The sequence below is a fragment of the Bacillus sp. LLTC93 genome (genome assembly GCF_002993125.1).
Lineage (GTDB): Bacteria > Bacillota > Bacilli > Bacillales > Bacillaceae > Bacillus > Bacillus zhangzhouensis.
Genome location: NZ_PVME01000001.1, coordinates 315,007 through 335,973 on the forward strand (window position 1 = coordinate 315,007; position 20,967 = coordinate 335,973).

Genomic DNA, 20,967 nt, shown 5'->3' on the forward strand with positions numbered 1-20,967 from the left:
ATCCTATCAAACGTTTACTGATTGCTCAAATATGAAAGCTATCCGGCGTGATATGCCGGTCTTACCGATAGTTTATACTCTGCTGCATGAATCTTACATTCACAATCCTTCACTTCTGATTCAAGCCGGTCAATGATTTGTTCTTGCTCCTCTTTAGCTGCGTATTTTGTTTGCTGGACAGCATGAGACAGCTCCGCTTCCACCGCATCAATTTTCCGCTCGATTTCCTCTAACAATTGCATAATGGATTCTTTTGATACAAATTCGCTCATCATCAGATTCCTCCTTTATCGTCTCTCGTTACATTCTCTTTTCTTTCACACCCTCCTTCACACATGACAAAACTAGAAGCAAATCGCCAATCTAAGTGTAGATGAGCGCTATTTCTTCATTTTCGACATGTGCTTGTCCTTCTTTGTATGATTGCGTCCGATTCTGTAAATTCTAAGGACAAAGGAGGTAGATTTCATGAAAAAGCAGCCAGCACCAAAAGAACAAAAGCCAAAAGGGAAAGAAAACAGTACAGATCAGCTTGATAAAAAGCTCGGCGGTCCTAATCGTCCATCCACGTAAAAAAGCAGGTACCCCCTGCTTTTTATTTATGCAGAAAATAGTGCTCTAATGAGAAAAGAAAACGAAGCTGCCTTTTTTTATGGAAATACCAGTCAGTCAGCTCGATTTGTTTTGGTAACGGCTCTGCATCGAATAAGGCTGGATTCAATTTCTTTTGAAACCAATCTTCCCGTTGATCGTCTAATGAATGTGTCATCACCGGATAAACCGTTCGTAGAAAAGGTGTTGACCTTCTAGCGATCCCTAAAAACGATTCAAAATCAAACCGGGATCCCGTATGCGGAACGGTATGCAAAAAATGATAAAAATCCGAAAATAAATCGGCTCGAAATAATAGTTTCGCTAGTTTTTTTCCTAATGTAATGCGCTCCTTTACATGGGAAAACTTTCGTATGGTTAATCCGTACAAATGCCCGTCCACCGTTGGAAAAATGACGGTTTGAAAATGTCCCCACTCGCTGAAAAGATATTGAATCGAGTGAAAAACATTCTTTTTCAGAAGAGGATTTTGTATAATAGGAGATTGTATAGTATATTGTTCATTTATAATGAGTGCATAAAGCAGACGCTCTGTGTCACGCTTTAGCCAAAAGTGTGCCCACTCAGCGCTCATAAAACGAGACACGCAAAAATATGGAAGCAGATGAAATAAAGGTTTGCTGCATCGCTTTGACCATTCATACAAGAGAAGCTGCGGGTAAGCATCTGAAAAGATCAGCCAATTCGCTCTTTCATATGCTGTAAAAAAAAGATGCCCCTGCTGATCAGTTAAACCTGGATGAAAAAGCTCGCCCTTTAAATCTGTCATGGACCATCCAGCATTTCTCGAGACAAAGGAAGCAAGCAGCGACCATTTCATTTCTGGATGGCGGTCATAAAAGCGCTTGTAAGCATTTGTCCTCGTCAGGTTGTCCTTATTTTTCGCTTTCGTTTCTCGTAAAATATGCTGAGTAATGATGTGCTCTTCTTGTGACAACATGGTGATCTCTCCAATACAAAATGCATTAAAAGGAGGCTGAAACTTGATGATTCGGTATCCAAACGGAAAATCGTATCAGCCCATTCAACAAATTGGGACAAAAAAAAGAATCAGCGGCGAATCCTCTTATAGTAACCGCGGGATGACACTTGAAGCTGACTTAAATGAAACCAACCAGTACTATTTGGTCAACGGGATCGCAGTCATTCATAAAAAGCCTACCCCAGTTCAAATTGTGAATGTGGACTATCCGAAAAGAAGCGCTGCTGTCATCAAAGAAGCCTACTTTAAACAATCATCCACAACAGACTATAACGGGGTGTACAAAGGGCGCTATATCGACTTTGAAGCAAAGGAAACCAAAAGCACAACCTCGTTTCCGCTCAAAAATTTCCACGAGCATCAAATCGAGCATATGAAACAGGTTGAAAAGCAAGGCGGTATTTGTTTTGTTATTATATCCGCATTTGGTTCCGTTTATTATTTGTCCGCTTCAGATCTCTTTTTCTTCTGGGAGCGCCAGAAACAAAATGGCCGTAAATCCATTAGCAAAGAGGAATTAATGGAAACTGGCCACTTAATGACACTTGGATATTCGCCAAGAATTGATTATATTAAAGTAGTGGAGACACTTCATTTTTCGGATGAAAGTGAGTAGCAATTCCGTTCGAAAAAGGTTTAACACGAAAGGTTGAGATGTGATGTCTGATCAATTTACAAGTCGTGAACAGCGACGTAAAGCAAGTCAAGAAAACAATAAGAAGCAAAAGAACAAAAAAGGCAAAAAGAAAGCAGGTCTATTTAAAAAAATATTTTTATCTTTACTCGTGATCGGTCTACTTTGCTTAGTTGCCGGAATCACAACTTTTGCCGTTTTTGCATCAAGCGCTCCTTCTATTGATGATAGTAAGCTCAAAACACCGTATTCTTCAAAGCTTTATGATAAAGACAAAAAAGTATTTGCAGAAGTCGGTGCGGAAAAAAGAACGTATGTCTCGATTAAAGATATACCCGATGTGGTAAAAGAAGCGTTTATTGCAACTGAAGATGCACGTTTTTATAAGCACCACGGGATTGATCCAATCCGTATTGGCGGTGCTCTTGTCGCAAACGTCGAAGATGGCTTTGGTGCTGAGGGTGGAAGTACGATTACACAGCAGGTTGTGAAAAACACCCTTCTGAACAATCAAAAGACGTTAAAACGTAAAGTACAGGAAGTATGGCTCTCAATTCAACTTGAGCAAAAATACTCTAAAGATGAAATTTTAGAAATGTATTTAAACCGTATTTTCTTCTCGCCTTATGCTTATGGTGTTGGGAAAGCGGCCGAACAATTTTTTGGTGTCACAGATTTAAATAAACTAACCGTTGCACAGGCTGCCACACTTGCAGGTATGCCGCAGAGTCCTTCTGCCTATAACCCTGTGAAAAATCCCGAGGCAGCGGAAAAACGCCGTAATATTGTTTTAAGCCTCATGAAAAAACAAGGCTATATTTCAGAAAAAGACTATGAAGTTGCAAAAGCAACCCCTGTCAGCAAGACCGTCGTTCCTGCTGATAAATATAAGAGCCAAAACTCTGGTAAGTATTCTGCCTACATTGAAGAAGTCATGGAAGAAGTACAGAAAAAAGCCAAAGTTGATGTATCAACAGATGGCCTAAAAATCTATACATCACTTGATCGAAAAGCACAGGATCACCTAGATGATATTATTAATGGAGATGAAGCCGGATTTACGAAAGGCATGCAGGCGGGAGTCACCCTACTTGATACGAAAAATGGTGAAATTCGCGCCATTGGCGGTGGACGTGATGTACCAGCTGGCGGATTTAACTATGCTACTGATGCAAAACGCCAGCCGGGGTCAACAATCAAACCAATCTTAGATTACGGTCCAGTCATTGAAAACAAAAAATGGTCCACATATCAGCAAATTGATGATGCACCGTATACGTACTCAAACGGTACACCGATTAACAACTTTGACAGAAGACATTTAGGGAAAATGTCGATGAGAAGTGCTTTGGCACAATCACGAAACATCCCTGCCCTAAAAGCATTCCAAGAAGCAGGCACAGATCATGCTGTTCAATTCGCCAATAATTTAGGCATGGACTTACCATCTGACATTCCAGAGTCTTACTCAATCGGTGGATTTGACGAAGGTGTCTCCTCCCTGAAGATGGCTGGTGCCTTTAGTGCATTTGGTAATAATGGATACTATAATGAACCGCATGCTGTCACGTCTGTTGAGTTTAATGACGGAACAAAACTTGACCTTACGCCAGATTCTAAAGCGGCAATGAGTGATTACACAGCATTTATGATCACTGATATGCTGAAAACAGCTGTACAATCTGGAACAGGTACACTTGCACAAGTACCGAATGTTCAAGTAGCTGGTAAAACAGGTACAACCAACTTTACACAAGATGATATTAATAAATACAATATCCCTTCTGGCGGTGCGAAAGATTCGTGGTTTGTCGGTTATACGCCGCAATACACAGCAGCTGTTTGGACCGGAATCGGTAACTCAAAAGATGCGGACGGCAAAATGTGGCTCACAAACTATGAGCAACGTGTTGCAAAAATTGTCTTCCAGCGATTAATTTCTCAAATTGATGATGGAAGCGGCTCATTTGAAAAACCTGACAGCGTCGTTGAAGCGACCATTGAAAAAGGATCAGATCCAGCTAAATTAGCCGGACCAAATACACCAAGTGACAAGAAGACTACAGAATACTTCGTGAAAGGAACTGTTCCAACAAAAGTTTCTGACACATTTGAGAAAAAAGAAGCCGATAAGCCATCTGACTTAAAAGCGGTGTATGATGAAGAGAAAAAATCCATCACACTGACTTGGGGTTATGATGACGACGCAGATGCCACATTCAATGTGAAGCAAGCGGTCGATGACGGCGGCTATAAAGAGATTCAAAACAGTTCTGCTAAAGAAGCCGTCATCTCTGGTGTGAATCCTGGCTCCACATATAAGTTCCAAGTGACAGCGACTGTAGAAGATGTCACAAGTAAAGCGGCTTCTACCTTCCTCACCATTAAGGATGACGAAGATGAGGAAGAAAAAGCGGATGATGAGAACAAAGAAGAAGAAGAGCCGCAGCAGCCTGATGATGAGCAGACAGATCAGACTGACGATAACAAAAATCAAAACCCAGGCACTGATGAGCAGAAGCCAGATGATAAAAAGGATCAAGATCAAGGTGGAAATACGGAAAACGGCAATGACAATTCCGATAATGGCTCAGACAGTACAAATGGGAATAGCAACTCACAGAGTAATACCAATAAAGATAAAAAGAAAGATGACGAGAAAACCAATTCTCAAAGCTCAAACGCCCAGTCAAATTCTACTTCTCGAAAAGAAGACGAATAACGAAAAAGCACTTGCCATATGAGGCAAGTGCTTTTTTTAACGATTTTGTCTTAACTTTTTGAGTGCTTCGTATTTTCCATACTGCTTTTTTAATTCTGTATATAGTTCGTCCAATTGAATAAAGCAGTGATATTGAGTCGGCTTCAGCAAGATGAACTCTAATCGTTCCGTCCAATTAATAGGAGCAACAGGAAATGTTTCTTGTTTAATGTCTTCCCATTCGAGCGTTTGAAGCCTCTCTCCTTTGATCCAGTAAAACATCGCAATCATACTGACGATTCCTTGTAGCATATCATCCTCTTCACAGCGGGATTTTCTTGTATGAAAACGAGGAAGCATTTTTTCTTTTAATTCATTCCACAGTTCGAACATCACAGGAACAAATTCTTCTGTTTTCTGCCACGGAAGCCCGCCTGTTAAAGCCTCTGAAGAGAGATCAAATGCGAGTGGATTGGCTCTGAGTATATCCATTCTTTCGCCTTTTATCTCTATCTTCTTCTCTTTTAACTTTTCGACATATGAGGTAAATACAGCTGAGCCGCTCATGCCAGCTTCACCAGTCCTTTTTTCAGCCTCTTCTGTCCTTCTCTACACATATCAAGAAGCGGACAGGAGTCGCACTGCGGCCGCTGCGCCTTGCAATGATACCTGCCAAAAAAGATCAGACGATGATGCGTCACAGACCAATCTTCTTTTGGTACCTTCTTCATTAACGTTTGCTCTACTTCAAGAACAGAATCCTTCCACCGGCAAATCCCAAGGCGCTTACTCACTCGTTCTACGTGTGTGTCTACAGCAATGGCCGGCACTCCAAAAGCGACAGATACGACGACATTTGCCGTTTTTCGGCCAACACCAGGAAGCTTTACAAGCTCATCTCGGTCCTTTGGCACTTCACCGTCATATTCTTCAATCAGCATTTTGCTCAATTTTTGAATGTTTTTCGCTTTATTCCGATAAAGGCCAATTGAGCGAATATCTTGCTGCAATTCTTCAATCGGAACACTTAAGTAGTCTTCTGGTGTTTTATATTTTTGAAATAAAGTTTTGGTCACTTTGTTCACAAGTACGTCTGTACATTGAGCCGAGAGTGCAACAGCGATCACAAGTTCAAACGGATTTGAATGAACAAGCTCACACTCAGCCTCTGGAAACATATCTCCAATAATATCTAAACACTCATTGATTTGTTTTTTTGATAACATGCCTTCTCCTTTATTGGTTATTGTTCCAGCCAATTATAAAAAGGAACTTGTCGTTTATAAGATGAAGTCTCTTCTTTTGAAGGTGGGGCTTTTTGCTGTGAACGGAAATGCTGGCTATGCTCTTTCGCTTCTTCCGCTGTTTTCAGCCCTTTCTTTTTCCACTCAAATAAGATTCGATCGATATAACGGAAATTTAATTTCCCTGATAAAACCGCTTCTCTTAATGCTAAACGAATCATCGCGGCATCATGATGGTCTTGATCCATCCAGATAGAGAGTGTTTCTCCTTCAAGAGGAGACAGTGGTCTGCCGAATTCATCTTCAAATAGTGCATATAAAGATTTTTCAGCCTGCACATAACTTTTTTGTGCTTCTTTCGCCTGTTTTGCTTCTAAAAAGTCATACAGCACGCCCCATAAAGGCTCTACTGAGTACCGGTCATGCTGAATACCTGACCTGTCTTCAAACGGCTGAATCGAAATAAACCCCTTTTGGATTAAATGCTGCACCATATAAGCACACTCTTCAGCAGAAATGGTCATGCCATGAGAAAGCTCTTCAAATGTTTGAAAGAAAACACCTTGTTCTTCATTCATTTTAATCTTTAGCATCACCATCATTTGTGGTTCATTCAGTCCTAACTGCTCATAATGAGCAATCAGCAAATTAGGCAAACTTGTTGAACCCATTTGCTGCATATTAATAAATTGCTGCCTATTCATCGGATACACCTCTTCACTTTAAGTATATCACGTTTTATTTCACGTGCCCCCCTAAAAAGACGTTTGAAAAAGCCTCCATATGTTGGAGGCTTTACGTCTTAAGGATATAAACGGTTTAATAATCTTGGGAATGGAATAGTTTCACGCACATGCGGCGCTCCGCTAATCCAAGCAACTGTTCGTTCAAGGCCAAGACCAAAACCTGAATGCGGTACAGAACCGTATTGTCTTAATTCTATATACCATTTGTAAGTTTCTTCATCTAACCCGTGTTCTTTTAATCTTGCTTCAAGCAGCTCTAGATCATGAACACGTTCAGAACCGCCGATAATCTCTCCGTAGCCTTCTGGTGCAATTAAGTCTGCACAAAGCACTACGTCATCACGATCTGGTGCTGGCTGCATATAAAACGGTTTTAATGAAGTTGGGTAATGAGTGATAAACACTGGTTTATCATAGCTTTCGGCGATCGCTGTTTCATGAGGCGCCCCGAAGTCATCTCCCCATTCAATATCATCAAATCCTTTATCCTGTAAGAATTTGATCGCTTCATCATACGTGATGCGCGGGAATGGTGCTTTGATATTTTCTAATTTAGCTGTATCACGGCCAAGTGTGTGCAGCTCCACTTTACAGTTTTCGAGTACACTTTGAACAACGTGAGACACATAATTTTCTTGATACTCAAGGTTTTCATTAAATTCAACAAAAGCCATCTCAGGCTCGATCATCCAAAACTCGATTAAATGACGTTTTGTTTTAGATTTTTCAGCTCTAAATGTAGGGCCAAAGGAGAATACTTTTCCGAGTGCCATCGCAGCAGCTTCCATGTAAAGCTGTCCACTTTGAGAAAGGTACGCATCTTCATCAAAATATTTAGTAGCAAACAGCTCAGTTGTTCCTTCAGGAGCACTTCCTGTTAAAATTGGCGGATCCACTTTCACGAAGCCTTCTTGATGGAAAAACTCATATGTAGCACGAATAATTTCGTTACGAATTTTCATAATGGCATGCTGTTTTTTTGAACGAAGCCATAAATGACGGTGATCCATTAAGAATTCTGTCCCATGCTCTTTTGGTGTAATTGGGTAATCAGTTGCTTCGTGAATCACTTCAATGGATTTCACTTGTAATTCAAAACCAAGTGGTGAACGCTCGTCTTTTGTCACTTGTCCTGTCACATATACAGATGTTTCTTGTGTGACTGATTTCGCAAGCTTAAAGACATTCTCTTCCACTTCTGCTTTTACAACGACTCCTTGAATAAAGCCTGTCCCGTCGCGCAGCTGCAAGAATGCAATTTTTCCGCTTGAACGTTTATTGGCAATCCATGCGCCGATTGTTACTTCTTCATCGACGTGTTTGAACACTTGATTAATTGTTGTTTTCAACATATTTCCCTCCAAAGCCAGAAAGAAACTCACCTTTGATAGGTGTGATTCTTTTTTCATACATTTTATTATAACCGTACTAAATCAGCATGGTCAACGTAAGACAGGAGAAACTACGGTGTTAAATTTTTTTCCACTCGTCCTGTCGTAAAATCGACATAGCTGAAGCTATATTGGTTGTTCTCATTTAAGTACGTCACTTCCCAAAGGAGTACGTCACCCTCTCTTGCTAATTTGACGTCCTTTACCTTAGAAACGGTGTTCTCCTTTTGAACGGCTTGTACTGCTTGGTTTGAGGTAATGCCTTCTTTTGCTTTTTTTGCGATCACTTTTTCTTTTTTGCTGGCAGGTACCCACACATAGGTCGTTTCATTTTGTTTGTTTTTTCCTTCAACAATGAATTGTTTTTCTTTTCCAACAAAGGTTTCCACTTGCTCGACCTGTACTATTTTTGCTTGTTCTTTTGCTCGTTCAATCGCTGCCTCATGACCTTGTTCTTTTTGACCCATGGCAATCTGATAAATCCACGAAAAGCTGATGATGCCAATGAGTAAAACGAGTGCCACAACGGACGAAATAATCCAGACTATTTTTTTCATGTCAAGCTTCCCCTATGTGCGATATATTGTAAATATCGCTTGATTTTGATCTTCTTGATCTAATGCTAACCCAAACATCAGATCTTCTCTTTTCAGCGTTCTGTTCAACAAATCAACGATTTTGTAAAGGTCTTCTGAATGCTTAATTTGAACAGTTGAAAGTACCTCTATTTTACTTTCCACTTCTAATTCCTCCTCGGTACGTAAATATTGTTAGTCATACTTTTCTGCGTGGGAACCGATACTATTTCTACAACGGAACACAAAAGCCGTTACGATAAATTAACTCCAAACCCACACCAGCTAAAGGCCGCTTATGATAGCGGCTTTTCGTTGTTTAGCTTCTCTATATACGCAGCAAGTGATTCCTTTGACATCTCATGGACAGGTGCATGAGGAAGTGATTCTAAAAAGAGTCTTCCGTATGAAGCGGTTTTCACTCGGCGGTCTAGAATCAGCAATGTACCTATGTCCTTTTCCGAGCGAAGCAAGCGTCCTGCGCCTTGCTTGAAGGTTAAGACAGCTTCTGGGAGAGCAACGGCTTTAAACGGATTCTTCCCTTGTTTTTTAGCTGCTTCGCATTTTGCTTCAATGAGCGGTGAATCCGGCGGCCGGAAAGGAAGACGTGCCATAATGACAGTCGTCAGCTCAGAGCCTGGAAAATCTACTCCTTCCCAAAAACTACCCGTACCAAGTAAAATGGCTTGCTTGGCTAATTTGAACATTTTCGTCAATTTCACTGGGCTTCCACCTGTCAGACCTTGAGCAAACAGGGCTGATTGCATGCCTCCTGTTTTCAGCTCTTCATACACTGCTTTTAACATTTCATGTGAATTAAATAAAACCAATATCTTCGCTTTATCCTGCTTTTCCATGATCTTAATATATCCTGCTGCTTGCTTCACATAGTCTCGTTCATCACGGTTGGTGATCGGCGGCATGTCGGCCGGCACAACGACCTTGAGCTGCTTTTCAAGTTCAAAAGGTGAATCGATTTGAACAAGGTGCGGGTAAAAATCTTGCAGGCCAAATCGCTCCAAGCAATAATCAAAGCGATGATTGACTGTGAGTGTCCCTGACGTGAGGACGACACTTTTTTTGTTCATAAAAAATCGATCAGCCAAAAGCTCCCCTGTATCTAGCGGCTGTGCATGCATAAAGACAGCATTTTTGGCACCCTTTGCATCAATCTCAATCCAAACCGTTTCATCATTTTTCGGTTCAAAAATAAACCGGTACAGCGTACTGCAAAATGTATGCATAAACGACATGACTTGATCGTATTCCTCTGCTTCAAAGGCAAAGTGTTCTGTCAGTTGATCACTTTTTTGAAGAAGCTCGTTTTTTTGCTGCTCATACAGCTTCTCACAAGCAATTAACAAGGAACAAAGCTTACTCGCAGTCTCTTTAATCCGTTTCCACTGAGCATGCTTTGAATGATGACGGACTCTATAAATGAGACGATTGATGTCTGCTTTTGGTTTTGTCCTTTTGACAAAAGAATGGACTGTGCTAAAAAATGCGTCACTTTCCATTTGAAGCTGATTGAGATACTCATCCATTTCGATAAAGGTATCCGTCGATAAACCTGCACCGTGAAATCTCTTTTTCAGTTTCTTTAACAGTCCGCCTTGTAAGGAGCCAAGCTGCGTTAATTTCGCATGAAGCTGGATATAAGACGCATTGTCCCCTAGTGTTTCATTGGCTGTTTTCTCAAATTGATGGGCTTCGTCAATCACATATACGTCTGCATGCTGAAAGATAGACGATGCTTCCGTTTGTGATAAGAGCAGGCGGTGATTCGTTAAAATTAGATCAGCTGTTTTTGCTCTTCTTTTGGCGCGTTCATAAAAACAATATTCTTTAAAGCGTCGCTTTTTCGATGTAAACGGCATGTGCACACAGGAAATTCGATCTTTTATATTTGCAGCACCTGACGGTAAATTCAGTTCAGATAAATCACCCGTCTCTGTTACTAGGAGCCACATTAATATTTGCGCTTTTGTTAAGACAACATCATAGTTATCATCTTCCTCATGGAGTACATGCTCAAACTTATCTAAACAAATATAATGTGCTCGCCCTTTGAATACGCAGGCAGCTGGCTCAAATGGGAGCAATTGATTTAAGAGCGGCACATCGCGCTGAAGCATTTGCTGCTGCAGTAGAATTGAATATGTACTGATAATGACAGGTTTTCCTGATTTCTTTGCTTCTAAAGCTGCTGGAATGAGGTAAGCCAGTGTTTTCCCTATTCCTGGTGCCGCTTCAATTAAAGCGTAGGCCCTTTCATGAAACACGTCTCTGACTTTATTCATCATCGTGAGCTGGCCTTCTCTTACTTCATAGCCTTCTAACGTTTGCGGAAGCTTTTCTTTTATCTCCTCAAACAGCTTCTCGTCGTCTTCGCCTACTGAATGTGTCGTATCATTTAAGCGATTGGTCACATCTTTTACAGCAAAAGAGCCGACTTCCACCAAAGAATCTTCCTGACTAGAATGACTCGTTTCAAGCTGCTTTATTAAAAGTCCAATATCACTTAAAAGATATGAGGATAATCTACGCAGCTGCTTTAACACATTTGGCGGTGTATGTTTCAATTGATGTAACAAGGTTAAAAATAACATGGCAGTAACTTCCGCATCACTATCCGCTCGGTGCGGGTGGTCATGTGGAAGCATGAGCTCTTCACTTAATTCAGTTAACTTGTAACCTTCAAGCTCAGGATAAAGAATTCTAGAAACCTCAACCGTATCAATCGCTAGCACATCCAGCTCATTTTTCCCGCATGCTTTTAGTTCATCATTTAAAAAGTTCAAGTCAAAATGAACATTGTGCGCAACAAAATAAGCGCCATGTATGAGGTCATACACCTCTTGAGCAATGTCCTCAAAAAACACCGCATCGTCAACCATGTGCTGCTGAATGCCTGTCAGCTGTTCAATAAATCCAGGGATCGTCTTTCCTGGGTTCACATATTTTGAATACCGTTCGACAATTTGTCCATTTTCAATGACCACCGCAGCAATTTGAATGATTTTATCACCCTTTTTTGGTGAATTCCCGGTGGTTTCAATATCAACGACAACAAACCTTTGATCGGTCATAAAATGGACACCTCAATTCCTCGTTCCACTCGAAGTGAAACACGCTCTGGGCATATAACTGAAACAGAACAGCTTCTTTTCATGAAACTGTCCTGTTTCCATGTAGCGTGCGTTATAAAATCGTTCTCGCAGGCTCTTGCCCAATCATTTGTTCAATTTGATTTTGCTTATTTAACACGACCACTTTAGGTGTATGTGTCTTTGCTTCTTCATCTGACAACATCCCATAAGCGATAATAATGACTTCATCCCCTGGCTGAACCAATCTCGCTGCCGCACCATTTAGACAGATGACACCGCTTTTTCTTTCACCAGGAATAATATATGTTTCAAGTCTAGCTCCATTGTGATTATTGACAATTTGCACTTTCTCATTTGCCATCATGCCTGCCGCATCAAGTAAATCTTCATCGATTGTAATACTGCCTACATAATGTAAGTTTGCTTCTGTCACAGTCGCTTTATGGAGTTTAGAGGTCATAAAGGTTCTATACATGTTTTTCACCGCTTTCAGGAACATGGAAAATCACATTATCAATCAGTCTTGCGCGTGAGAATTTCACTGCAATCGCAATAATGACCTTACCTGCTAGTTGTTCAAGTGGTTCGAGTTCGGGATATGAGTAGATCTCAATATAATCAATTTCTCCACTTGTTTGAAGAAGCTCCTCTTCAACCACCTGATACATACGATGTATATCACGTTCACCTTTTTCAACAGCTGCCTGTCCTTTTTTTAATGCTCGGTATAGAGCGGGTGCTTCTTGTCTTTCTGTTTCAGACAAATAGACATTCCTTGAGCTTTTTGCTAAACCGTCTTCTTCTCGAACCGTTGGAACAGACACAAGGTGAAGATCGAAGAAGAAATCCTTGATCATCGCATCTATCACAGCGACTTGCTGTGCATCCTTTAGACCAAAGTAAACATTTGTTGGTGAAACAAGATGAAATAGCTTTGTAAGTACAGTAACAACACCGTCAAAATGCCCTGGACGCTTCTTCCCGCATAAGACATCTGTCCGTTTTTGAACCGTCATCGTAATAGATGGTTCATCTTGATACATTTCATTCACATCAGGTGTAAATAAAATATCGACTCCTGCTTCCTCTGCAAGAAGCTGGTCTCTTTTCATATCCCTCGGATACGAGTCAAAGTCTTCGTTCGGTCCAAATTGCAAAGGATTGACAAAAATGCTCATCACCACGATGTCATTTTGATCTCTTGCCTCTTTCGCCAAAGTCAAATGCCCTTCATGAAGGAAGCCCATCGTTGGAACAAAGCCAATGGAATGCTGCTTTTTTTGATACTGCTTGGTTAGTTCTTTTAGTTCATGAGTATGGGTGACAACTTTCATTTTTTGATTCCCCCATATAAACCATCAAGGACTTCTTCTTTGATATGAAATGTGTGCGTGTCCTCTGGGAATGTACGTGCTTTTACTTCTTTTGTATATTGAATGAGCGCTTCTTCTAGTACAGCATCAATTTGCGCGTATTGTTTCACAAATTTAGGTGTTCTAGACACCCCGTATCCTACCACATCATGGTAAACGAGAACTTGTCCGTCTGCTTCAGCTCCTGCACCAATTCCAATGACAGGGATCTTCAGCATGTCGGTAATACGTTTTGTCAGTTCACCAGGTACACATTCTAGCACAAGTGCAATCGCACCTGCTTCCTCACATTTCAGACTATCTTCAATTAATTTTTTAGCACTCTCATGGTCTTTCCCCTGTACTTTATACCCACCAAGCACACCAACTGATTGAGGTGTGAGGCCTAAATGACTGACAATAGGAATTCCACCTCTTGTTAAAGCCTGAATGGATTCAAACACGCCATCTCCGCCTTCTAGCTTTAAGGCATCAGCACCGCTTTCTTGCATCATCCGTGCTGCATTTTTCATCGTTTCTTCTAATGAATAATGATAAGACATAAATGGCATATCGGTCACAATAAATGTGTCTTTTGCGCCCCTTTTGACTGCTTTTGTGTGATGGATCATATCATCCATCGTCACTTGTACTGTGGAATCAAGTCCAAGTACAACCATCCCAAGTGAATCACCAACTAAGATCATGTCGACTTCCGCTTTTTCCGCTTGCTTAGCAGCTGGATAGTCGTATGCTGTCAGCATCACAATAGGTTCGTTTTGTTCTTTCATTTTGAAAAAATCTAGCTTTGTCTTCATTTGTTCCTCCTCATTCTGGAGAGGAGATGGCTTGCCTCGCATCACATGTTCTTTTCTCTCATGCGCGGCGAATCATCCCTCTGTCCAAGTCCCTTAGGATCTAGGCAGAAATTGATTAAATTTTTCTTCCTAACAGGTACAGTTCTTTTACAGATACTGCCCACACGAAGTATATCAAAAATGGACCGGGTGTTCCACTTAAGTTGACTTGATCTCTATGTCTGCGGAATAGATTTTTTGGATACCGTCCGCCGTTTCCAGTAATAAGACACCTTCATCATTGATTCCAAGCGCCGTTCCATTATATTGCCCATTGACGGTGCGCGCGACAATACGTTTACCGATAGTCATCGTAAACGATTCCCATAATTGTTTGATCGGGGCAAATCCATGCTTCATATAATCCTCATACCTTTTTTCAAAGGTGGACATGATGTTTTGAATCAGTGCAGCTCGATCTACTTTTTCATTCAGTTCTATTCGCAAACTTGTGGCGTTATCCTTTAGTTCATCAGGGAAATCATCCGCCGTTTGGTTCACATTAATGCCTGGACCAATAATCACCGCATGAACCTGGTCAGCTTCTGCTTTTAATTCAGTTAGAATGCCAACAACTTTTTTTCCGTTTAACAGAATATCATTTGGCCATTTAATCGATGGACTGAGTCCTGTTTGAAGCGCGATTGCTTCTGTGATGGCTACAGATGCTAAAAGCGTCATTTGCGGCGCTTTGTAGAGCGGAATTTCAGGCCGGATGATCAGACTCATCCAAATGCCTGTCCCATTTGGTGAATGCCACGTTCTTTGAAGGCGCCCTTTTCCGTTTGTCTGATGATCACTGACAACAAGCGTGCCATGGGGCGCTCCTTCATTTACAAGATCATGGGCAATCAGCTGAGTTGAAGCGACTTCTTCTTGAAAGTAAATGTGCCTGCCAAATCCCTCTGTTTTCAAACCAAAAAGAATTTCGTCCTCGCTAATTTTGTCCGGTTTACGAAGCAGGCGGTATCCTTTTCTCCTAACGGCTTCTACCTCATAGCCTTCTTTTCGCAAATCCTCTATATGCTTCCATACAGCCGTTCGGGAGCAGCCAAGCTCATCACATATTTGCTGGCTCGAGACAAAATCTTGATCAGATGTTGTAAATAGTTCAATTAATCGTTTTCTAATTGCTGATCGCATGCTATGAGCCACTCCTCTATGGCTTCTTTTCGGTTTTCCAAACGGTTTTGCAGAACCGCTTTTTTCACGACATGAAGCTCTTCTGCAATCCATTTACCTGATGCCTTCTGCCGAAAAGCCATTAAATCTTTTCCTGAAACAGCAAGGTCTTGGAGCTTTTTAATAGGGAGCGCATCATATGAGTGCTTTGCCGCCTCCAGCTCATCAAAGAAAATGCGGCGCTCATGTTTTAACTGCGTGATTTTCAAACTAGATAAAAGCACGTGTTCACCAGCTTCAAACATCTTCTCCGCATCCCAGTCACAATCGACGTATTTGCTAATGGCAACCGACTCTTTCAAAAGCTTCGTTGACAGCTTCCATTCTTTTAAGAGGGACACAGCCTCCGTCTCATCTAGACCGAGCAAATGAATGAAAGCGCCCCATACCTCTTCTAGTCCGTCCAGTAAATAATACGGGAATGCTTGAAAGGATTCATTGAGCCTTCCCTCTTGGAGACCTGGCAATTCTTCATACAATTTGGTTGAAATGAGAACCTTTATGGCCTGCTTACAATAGCGTCCTTTTAAAAGTTTCTCCATTTCAATCTTTTTGCGCTCAACAGATATGTTGGCAAGCAGGTGTTTATCTTTTTTCATCGCAGCAGCCGTCTCAGCAGCGAGCTCAAAACCGAGCTGGCTTAAAAAACGGACGGCTCTCATCATGCGAAGCGCATCTTCTTCAAAGCGGCAAGCGGGATCTCCAACAGTTTGAATTCGTTTCCGCTCAATATCCTGTTTGCCCCCTACATGGTCAATGATCTCGCCATTTATATCCATGGCCATCGCATTGATTGTTAAATCTCTTCTTAAAAGATCTTCCTTTAATGATGTGATAAACTCCACTTCTTTAGGTCTGCGAAAATCTTCATATTCTGACTCAGTTCGAAACGTCGTGACCTCATAGCTGACCCCATCATGTAAAACTATAACTGTGCCATGCTCCTTGCCAACATCAACTGTTTTTTCAAATAAAGACTCCACTGTATCAGGCGTTGCATCTGTCGCAATATCGATATCCCCGATTTCTCGATCTAAAAGAACATCTCTCACCGCTCCACCAACAAAGTAAGCCTGATAACCATGTTCGTGCAGTGTATGTAAAATAGGGATCGCATGTGTGAATGGTTCATTCATCTTCATCATCACCTTCGATCAATTCTAGGTAAAGCTCTTCATATTCTCTCACAATTTTTTCAGAAGAGAAATTGGTCTGAACACTAGACTGGGCTGCCATTGACACTTGCTCATGGAGCGCTTTATCTTTAAGTAACGACACCGCATGATTTGCTGCCCCGTCTATATCACCGAGCGGGACAAGAAATCCTGTCTCTCCATGTGCAATGACCTCTGGAATTCCGCCAACATCTGTTGCAATACAAGGGACACCGCAGGCCATTGCTTCAAGAAGTACAAGCCCAAAGCTCTCCTTCTCAGAAAGGAGCAGCTTCAAATCACTAATTGAATAAAGCTCCTCTACCTTCTCTTGCTTTCCTAAAAACAACACACGGTCAGTTAGTTCCAGCTTTTTCACAAGATCGCATACGACCGACTTTTCAGGACCATCACCAATAAGCAGCAGCTTTGCATGCACCTGGTCAGAAATCTTTTTAAAGACATGAATCACATCATGCACCCGCTTTACCTTTCGGAAGTTCGATACATGGATGATGACCTTTTCGTCCTGCATGAGACCATAATGTTTCTTCAGCACTTCGTGATCTTCACGCAAATACACACGCTCATCGACGAAATTATGGATCGTATCGATTTTTTTATCCGGTTTAATCAGATCGTACGTCTGTGCAGCTAATGAATGCGACACAGCTGTTACGCGATCCGATGATTCGATGGCAAACCGAATCACTTCCTTTAATGATGGATCATAGCCTAAAACCGTAATATCCGTCCCGTGAAGCGTGGTAACGACTTTCACTGTGTGTCCCGTCATTTGCTTGGCTAAGAACGCACAGACGGCGTGAGGGACCGCATAATGCGCGTGAATAATATCGAGCTTCTCTCGTTTCGCGACTTCCGCCAATTTACTTGCTAGTGCAAGGTCATAAGGTGGATATTGAAAAACAGCATATTGATTGACATCCACCTCATGAAAATAAATATTCGGATACACTTTATTGAGTCTAAACGGAATGCTTGAGGTAATGAAATGAACATCGTGCCCTTTTTCAGCTAAACGTTTTCCAAGCTCTGTGGCAATAATGCCCGAACCGCCAACACTTGGATAACAAGTGATTCCGATCTTCAGTTTTTTCATAATTACCCCCCAAGTAAGTCATCATCCATCAAAAGTGGTTTCTTTGTCAAAAACCCTTCTGCATAAGCTTTATTGACTTCCCTTCCATACATAGACTCTCTCATTTTGACAAAATCAATATAACCATTCACAAGAGGTGTCTCCACTGAATTCGGCGTTTTGACAAATTGACTTTTATACGCATGTAAGCTATCGATTTTTTGTTGCATCTCACTAGAAATATCGATCACAAAATCTGGACGATGATGGCCGTTAATCATGTAATAATACATCTGGCTTATTTTATGCGCTGGCTGCTTGTATGAATCTTCAAATTTATGTATACCTGCAGAAAAAGCCGCCTCTTCTACAAGTGAACCCGCATGACCATGATCAGGATGTCGATCTTGGTGGTGCGGAGCAAAAATAAGTGTTGGTTTGTATGTGCGAATGACGCCCGCAATTTCCTTCATCGCTTCGTCATTCAAATGCAGCCCTCTATCTGGCAGCGTGAGCTGAATTCGAGTCGTCACACCTAAAATGGCGGCGGCTGCTTTTGCCTCTTCTTTCCGGCTCTCTACCGTTCCATTCGATGATAATTCAGCCTGGGTCAAGTCGCAAATTCCGACACGCGCCCCTTTTTTTACGTATTTTGCAATCGTTCCACCCATTCCGATTTCTACATCATCGCTATGGGCACCGAATGCAAGGATATCAAGTCGTTTCATTTCTTCCTCCGTTTTTTGCTACATCTCGAAATTCAAACGTGCCTTTATTTAAATTCCTGACTAAAATTTCAGCTGTGCCCATATTCGTGGCCAATGGAATGGCATACACATCGCAAAGCCGGATAAGTGCAGATACATCCGGTTCATGTGGCTGCGCGGTTAGCGGGTCTCTAAAAAAGAGCACAAGATCCATTGCATTATCAGCAATCAAGGCACCAATCTGCTGATCTCCTCCAAGTGGTCCTGATTGGAAACGATGAATGGGAAGCCCCGTCGCTTCTTTCACTCTCAAACCTGTTGTCCCTGTTGCATAAAGTGTATGATCTGCCAAAATATCACGGTACGCAATGGCGAACTGAATCATGTCACTTTTTTTCTTATCGTGAGCGATTAAAGCAATGTTCATCAGGAATCCACTCCTTATTAGTCGATAATATTTTCTAAGCCATAGACAAGTTGATCAATATGCATGACCTGTTCTACTGAAAGCTTTACACCAGACATAAATGACGCACGGTTATAAGAATCATGACGAATTGTGAGCGTCTGTCCGTCCATTCCAAACAGCACTTCTTGATGTGCAATCATGCCTGGCAGCCTTACGCTGTGCAGACGGATGCCATCATAATCTGCTCCTCGTGCGCCTTCGATTAATTCTTTTTCTTCAGGGTGTCCCTGCTTTTTGCTTTCTCTTACTTCTGCAATCATTTCAGCCGTTTTTAACCCAGTACCGCTCGGGGCATCTAATTTTTTATCATGATGAAGCTCAATGATTTCAACGTCAGGAAAGTAATTCGCTGCCATTTTAGCAAACTTCATCATTAAAACGGCACCGACAGCAAAGTTAGGTGCAATAATACAGCCTATGCCCTTTTCTTCTGTTAATTGCTGAAGCTCTTTCAAGTCAGCTTCTGAAAAACCAGTTGTGCCTACCACTGGACGCACGCCGTGTTCAAGAGCTTTTTTTGTATGTACTTTCCCAATTTCTGGTGTCGTCAGATCAATTAATACATCAGGTGCTGTCTCTGAAAGACACACATCAATATCTGTATAAATTGGCGCATCAGATGTCGTATGAATCACGTCAGATAATTTTTTTCCTTCGTGCGCGTGATCAAGTGCTGCCACTAGCTCAAAATGGCTTGTTTCTTCTGCTAGCTTGACAGCCTCTATCCCCATTCTTCCTCTTGCTCCAGCGATTACTACTTTGATGGTTTGGTTCGTCATCGTCTCTACTTCCCTTCTTTTTTCGTCCAGCGGTCTTTGTCTCTAGTATTGAATTTATGCATCACACGATCATGAGCTTCTTCAAGTGATATATTGAGTGAATTGGCCAGGCATGTTAAAACGAACAATACATCACCAATTTCTTCTTCCATGCTTTTTTCCGTTTCGGTTGTTTTTTTCGGCTTTTCTCCATAATAATGGTTAACCTCTCTTGCCAGCTCGCCTAATTCTTCAGTCAAACGGGCCATCATGGCAAGTGGGCTAAAATAGCCTTCTTTAAATTGTCCTATGTAATCATCTACTTCTTGCTGCACGTGACGCAGCGTTTTTTCATTCGTCATGAAGCTCATCCTCCTATCCGTCTCTTACATGTTAGCGAAATCATAAATATTTGACAAATGTTTAAAACTCAGTTTGCTTGTTTCTCTCCCATACCATATAATATTATCGCTGTCTAAGCAAAAAAAGGAGTGATCTCTTGCTAAAAGAAATTCGTCTTAAAAATATCGTCTTTATTTTAATAGGATCTGCGATTTTTTCTTTCGGTCTTGTTCATTTTAATATGCAGAACAACTTGGCAGAAGGCGGATTTACAGGTATTACACTGCTTTTATATTTTCTATTTCACATTGATCCATCCATTTCAAACCTTGTCTTAAACATTCCAATCTTTTTTATCGGCTGGAAAATGCTCGGCAGAACGATGTTTACTTATACAATTGTAGGAACCGTCAGTCTTTCTGTCTTCCTTGCCATCTTCCAGCGCTTTCAAATACATATGCCTCTCCAGCACGATTTAGCCTTAGCCGCACTCTTTGCAGGTGTCTTTATCGGAACAGGCCTCGGGATCATCTTTAAATTCGGCGGTACAACAGGCGGCGTGGACATTATCGCAAGACTGATCAACAAGCATTATCATGTGGCAATGGGCAGAACGATGTTTATCTTCGACGCATGCGTCATTACCATCTCTCTCACCTATTTAAATTACAAAGAAGCCATGTATACACTCGTAGCAGTATTTGTTGCTGCGAAAGTTATCGATTTCATGCAAGAAGGCGCTTACGCAGCCAAAGGGGCGATGATTATTTCTGAAAAGGATGACATCATTCAAAAGAAAATCACTGAAGAAATGGAACGCGGTGTGACCATTTTAAAAGGTGTCGGTTCCTATACGAAACAGGAACGCAATGTCCTTTATTGTGTCGTTCCAAAAAATGAGCTTGTCCACCTCAAAAGCGTCGTGACCTCAGTTGATCCTCATGCGTTTGTATCAGTGAGTGACGTGCATGACGTACTCGGTGAAGGCTTCACATTAGATGAACACAAAAAGCCGCTCAATCCCCATTAAAAAAAGAAGCCCAAAAATGGTG

The 20,967-nt window shown here is 41.5% G+C and carries 23 protein-coding genes; 4 read left to right on the plus strand and 19 right to left on the minus strand.

Going from position 1 to position 20,967, the window contains the following annotated elements; genetic code table 11:
* Positions 1 to 38: 38 nt before the first annotated feature.
* Positions 39 to 272, minus strand: a complete 234-nt coding sequence (locus tag C6W18_RS01635) for a DUF5446 family protein (protein ID WP_223251607.1) — start codon at positions 270 to 272, stop codon at positions 39 to 41.
* 196 nt (positions 273 to 468) lie between these two features.
* Here C6W18_RS01635 and sspM point away from each other — a divergent pair, with 196 nt between their 5' ends.
* A complete protein-coding gene (gene sspM / locus C6W18_RS01640; RefSeq protein WP_012010346.1) occupies positions 469 to 573 on the plus strand; it encodes an acid-soluble spore protein SspM in 105 nt (34 codons plus the stop codon).
* A gap of 22 nt (positions 574 to 595) precedes the next feature.
* Here sspM and C6W18_RS01645 read toward each other — a convergent pair whose 3' ends face one another.
* Positions 596 to 1,552, minus strand: coding sequence for a DUF2515 domain-containing protein (locus tag C6W18_RS01645; RefSeq protein ID WP_034319001.1), 957 nt, complete (start codon positions 1,550 to 1,552; stop codon positions 596 to 598).
* A 46-nt stretch (positions 1,553 to 1,598) separates the two neighbouring features.
* Here C6W18_RS01645 and recU point away from each other — a divergent pair, with 46 nt between their 5' ends.
* Both recU and C6W18_RS01655 read left to right on the plus strand, forming a co-directional pair.
* The gene (gene recU, locus C6W18_RS01650; RefSeq protein ID WP_105925581.1) at positions 1,599 to 2,210 is read left to right on the plus strand and encodes a Holliday junction resolvase RecU; all 612 of its coding nucleotides are present in this window, start codon (positions 1,599 to 1,601) and stop codon (positions 2,208 to 2,210) included.
* A 43-nt stretch (positions 2,211 to 2,253) separates the two neighbouring features.
* Entirely contained in the window at positions 2,254 to 4,950 is a 2,697-nt protein-coding gene (locus tag C6W18_RS01655; protein ID WP_105925583.1) for a PBP1A family penicillin-binding protein, read from the plus strand.
* A gap of 36 nt (positions 4,951 to 4,986) precedes the next feature.
* On the opposite strand, the gene C6W18_RS01660 is transcribed toward C6W18_RS01655, so the two are convergent.
* From C6W18_RS01660 to C6W18_RS01740, 17 genes are all read right to left on the minus strand, one after another.
* A complete protein-coding gene (locus tag C6W18_RS01660) occupies positions 4,987 to 5,496 on the minus strand; it encodes a YpoC family protein (protein WP_105925585.1) in 510 nt (169 codons plus the stop codon).
* Complete coding sequence (gene nth / locus C6W18_RS01665; RefSeq protein WP_105925587.1) at positions 5,493 to 6,155, minus strand: endonuclease III; 663 nt, start codon at positions 6,153 to 6,155, stop codon at positions 5,493 to 5,495. The genes C6W18_RS01660 and nth overlap by 4 nt, the downstream gene beginning before the upstream one ends.
* Before the next feature lie 17 nt (positions 6,156 to 6,172).
* Complete coding sequence (locus tag C6W18_RS01670) at positions 6,173 to 6,877, minus strand: DnaD domain-containing protein (RefSeq protein WP_105925589.1); 705 nt, start codon at positions 6,875 to 6,877, stop codon at positions 6,173 to 6,175.
* Positions 6,878 to 6,975: 98 nt separating this feature from the next.
* A complete protein-coding gene (gene asnS / locus C6W18_RS01675; RefSeq protein ID WP_105926363.1) occupies positions 6,976 to 8,268 on the minus strand; it encodes an asparagine--tRNA ligase in 1,293 nt (430 codons plus the stop codon).
* Positions 8,269 to 8,381: 113 nt separating this feature from the next.
* Positions 8,382 to 8,867, minus strand: coding sequence for a cell wall elongation/penicillin-binding protein regulator TseB (tseB, locus tag C6W18_RS01680; RefSeq protein WP_034318981.1), 486 nt, complete (start codon positions 8,865 to 8,867; stop codon positions 8,382 to 8,384).
* A gap of 12 nt (positions 8,868 to 8,879) precedes the next feature.
* Positions 8,880 to 9,050, minus strand: coding sequence for a YpmA family protein (locus tag C6W18_RS01685; RefSeq protein WP_008344594.1), 171 nt, complete (start codon positions 9,048 to 9,050; stop codon positions 8,880 to 8,882).
* 131 nt (positions 9,051 to 9,181) lie between these two features.
* Positions 9,182 to 11,974, minus strand: coding sequence for an ATP-dependent DNA helicase DinG (dinG, locus tag C6W18_RS01690; protein WP_105925591.1), 2,793 nt, complete (start codon positions 11,972 to 11,974; stop codon positions 9,182 to 9,184).
* A 112-nt stretch (positions 11,975 to 12,086) separates the two neighbouring features.
* The gene (panD, locus tag C6W18_RS01695) at positions 12,087 to 12,470 is read right to left on the minus strand and encodes an aspartate 1-decarboxylase (RefSeq protein WP_034318975.1); all 384 of its coding nucleotides are present in this window, start codon (positions 12,468 to 12,470) and stop codon (positions 12,087 to 12,089) included.
* Positions 12,463 to 13,329 (minus strand): pantoate--beta-alanine ligase, encoded by an 867-nt coding sequence (panC, locus tag C6W18_RS01700; RefSeq protein WP_105925593.1) that lies wholly within the window; start codon positions 13,327 to 13,329, stop codon positions 12,463 to 12,465. The genes panD and panC overlap by 8 nt, the downstream gene beginning before the upstream one ends.
* Complete coding sequence (gene panB / locus C6W18_RS01705; protein ID WP_034318970.1) at positions 13,326 to 14,165, minus strand: 3-methyl-2-oxobutanoate hydroxymethyltransferase; 840 nt, start codon at positions 14,163 to 14,165, stop codon at positions 13,326 to 13,328. The genes panC and panB overlap by 4 nt, the downstream gene beginning before the upstream one ends.
* Positions 14,166 to 14,363: 198 nt before the next feature.
* Positions 14,364 to 15,347, minus strand: coding sequence for a biotin--[acetyl-CoA-carboxylase] ligase (locus C6W18_RS01710; protein ID WP_105925595.1), 984 nt, complete (start codon positions 15,345 to 15,347; stop codon positions 14,364 to 14,366).
* Positions 15,320 to 16,522: a CCA tRNA nucleotidyltransferase gene (locus C6W18_RS01715; protein ID WP_105925597.1), complete on the minus strand. Its 1,203-nt coding sequence runs from the start codon at positions 16,520 to 16,522 to the stop codon at positions 15,320 to 15,322. Before C6W18_RS01715 ends, C6W18_RS01710 begins: the two co-directional genes overlap by 28 nt.
* A complete protein-coding gene (bshA, locus tag C6W18_RS01720) occupies positions 16,515 to 17,660 on the minus strand; it encodes an N-acetyl-alpha-D-glucosaminyl L-malate synthase BshA (RefSeq protein ID WP_034318961.1) in 1,146 nt (381 codons plus the stop codon). Before bshA ends, C6W18_RS01715 begins: the two co-directional genes overlap by 8 nt.
* A 2-nt stretch (positions 17,661 to 17,662) precedes the next feature.
* Positions 17,663 to 18,367, minus strand: a complete 705-nt coding sequence (bshB1, locus tag C6W18_RS01725; RefSeq protein WP_034318958.1) for a bacillithiol biosynthesis deacetylase BshB1 — start codon at positions 18,365 to 18,367, stop codon at positions 17,663 to 17,665.
* Positions 18,354 to 18,773, minus strand: a complete 420-nt coding sequence (gene mgsA, locus C6W18_RS01730; RefSeq protein WP_105925599.1) for a methylglyoxal synthase — start codon at positions 18,771 to 18,773, stop codon at positions 18,354 to 18,356. Before mgsA ends, bshB1 begins: the two co-directional genes overlap by 14 nt.
* 17 nt (positions 18,774 to 18,790) lie before the next feature.
* Entirely contained in the window at positions 18,791 to 19,594 is an 804-nt protein-coding gene (dapB, locus tag C6W18_RS01735) for a 4-hydroxy-tetrahydrodipicolinate reductase (protein ID WP_034318954.1), read from the minus strand.
* Between the two features lie 5 nt (positions 19,595 to 19,599).
* A complete protein-coding gene (locus tag C6W18_RS01740) occupies positions 19,600 to 19,935 on the minus strand; it encodes a nucleotide pyrophosphohydrolase (RefSeq protein ID WP_008344575.1) in 336 nt (111 codons plus the stop codon).
* Positions 19,936 to 20,072: 137 nt separating this feature from the next.
* On the opposite strand from C6W18_RS01740, the gene C6W18_RS01745 reads away from it, so the two are divergent.
* Positions 20,073 to 20,945 carry a YitT family protein gene (locus C6W18_RS01745; protein WP_034318953.1) on the plus strand — a complete coding sequence of 291 codons (873 nt, stop codon included), beginning with the start codon at positions 20,073 to 20,075 and terminating at the stop codon, positions 20,943 to 20,945.
* The last annotated feature ends 22 nt before the right edge of the window (positions 20,946 to 20,967 follow it).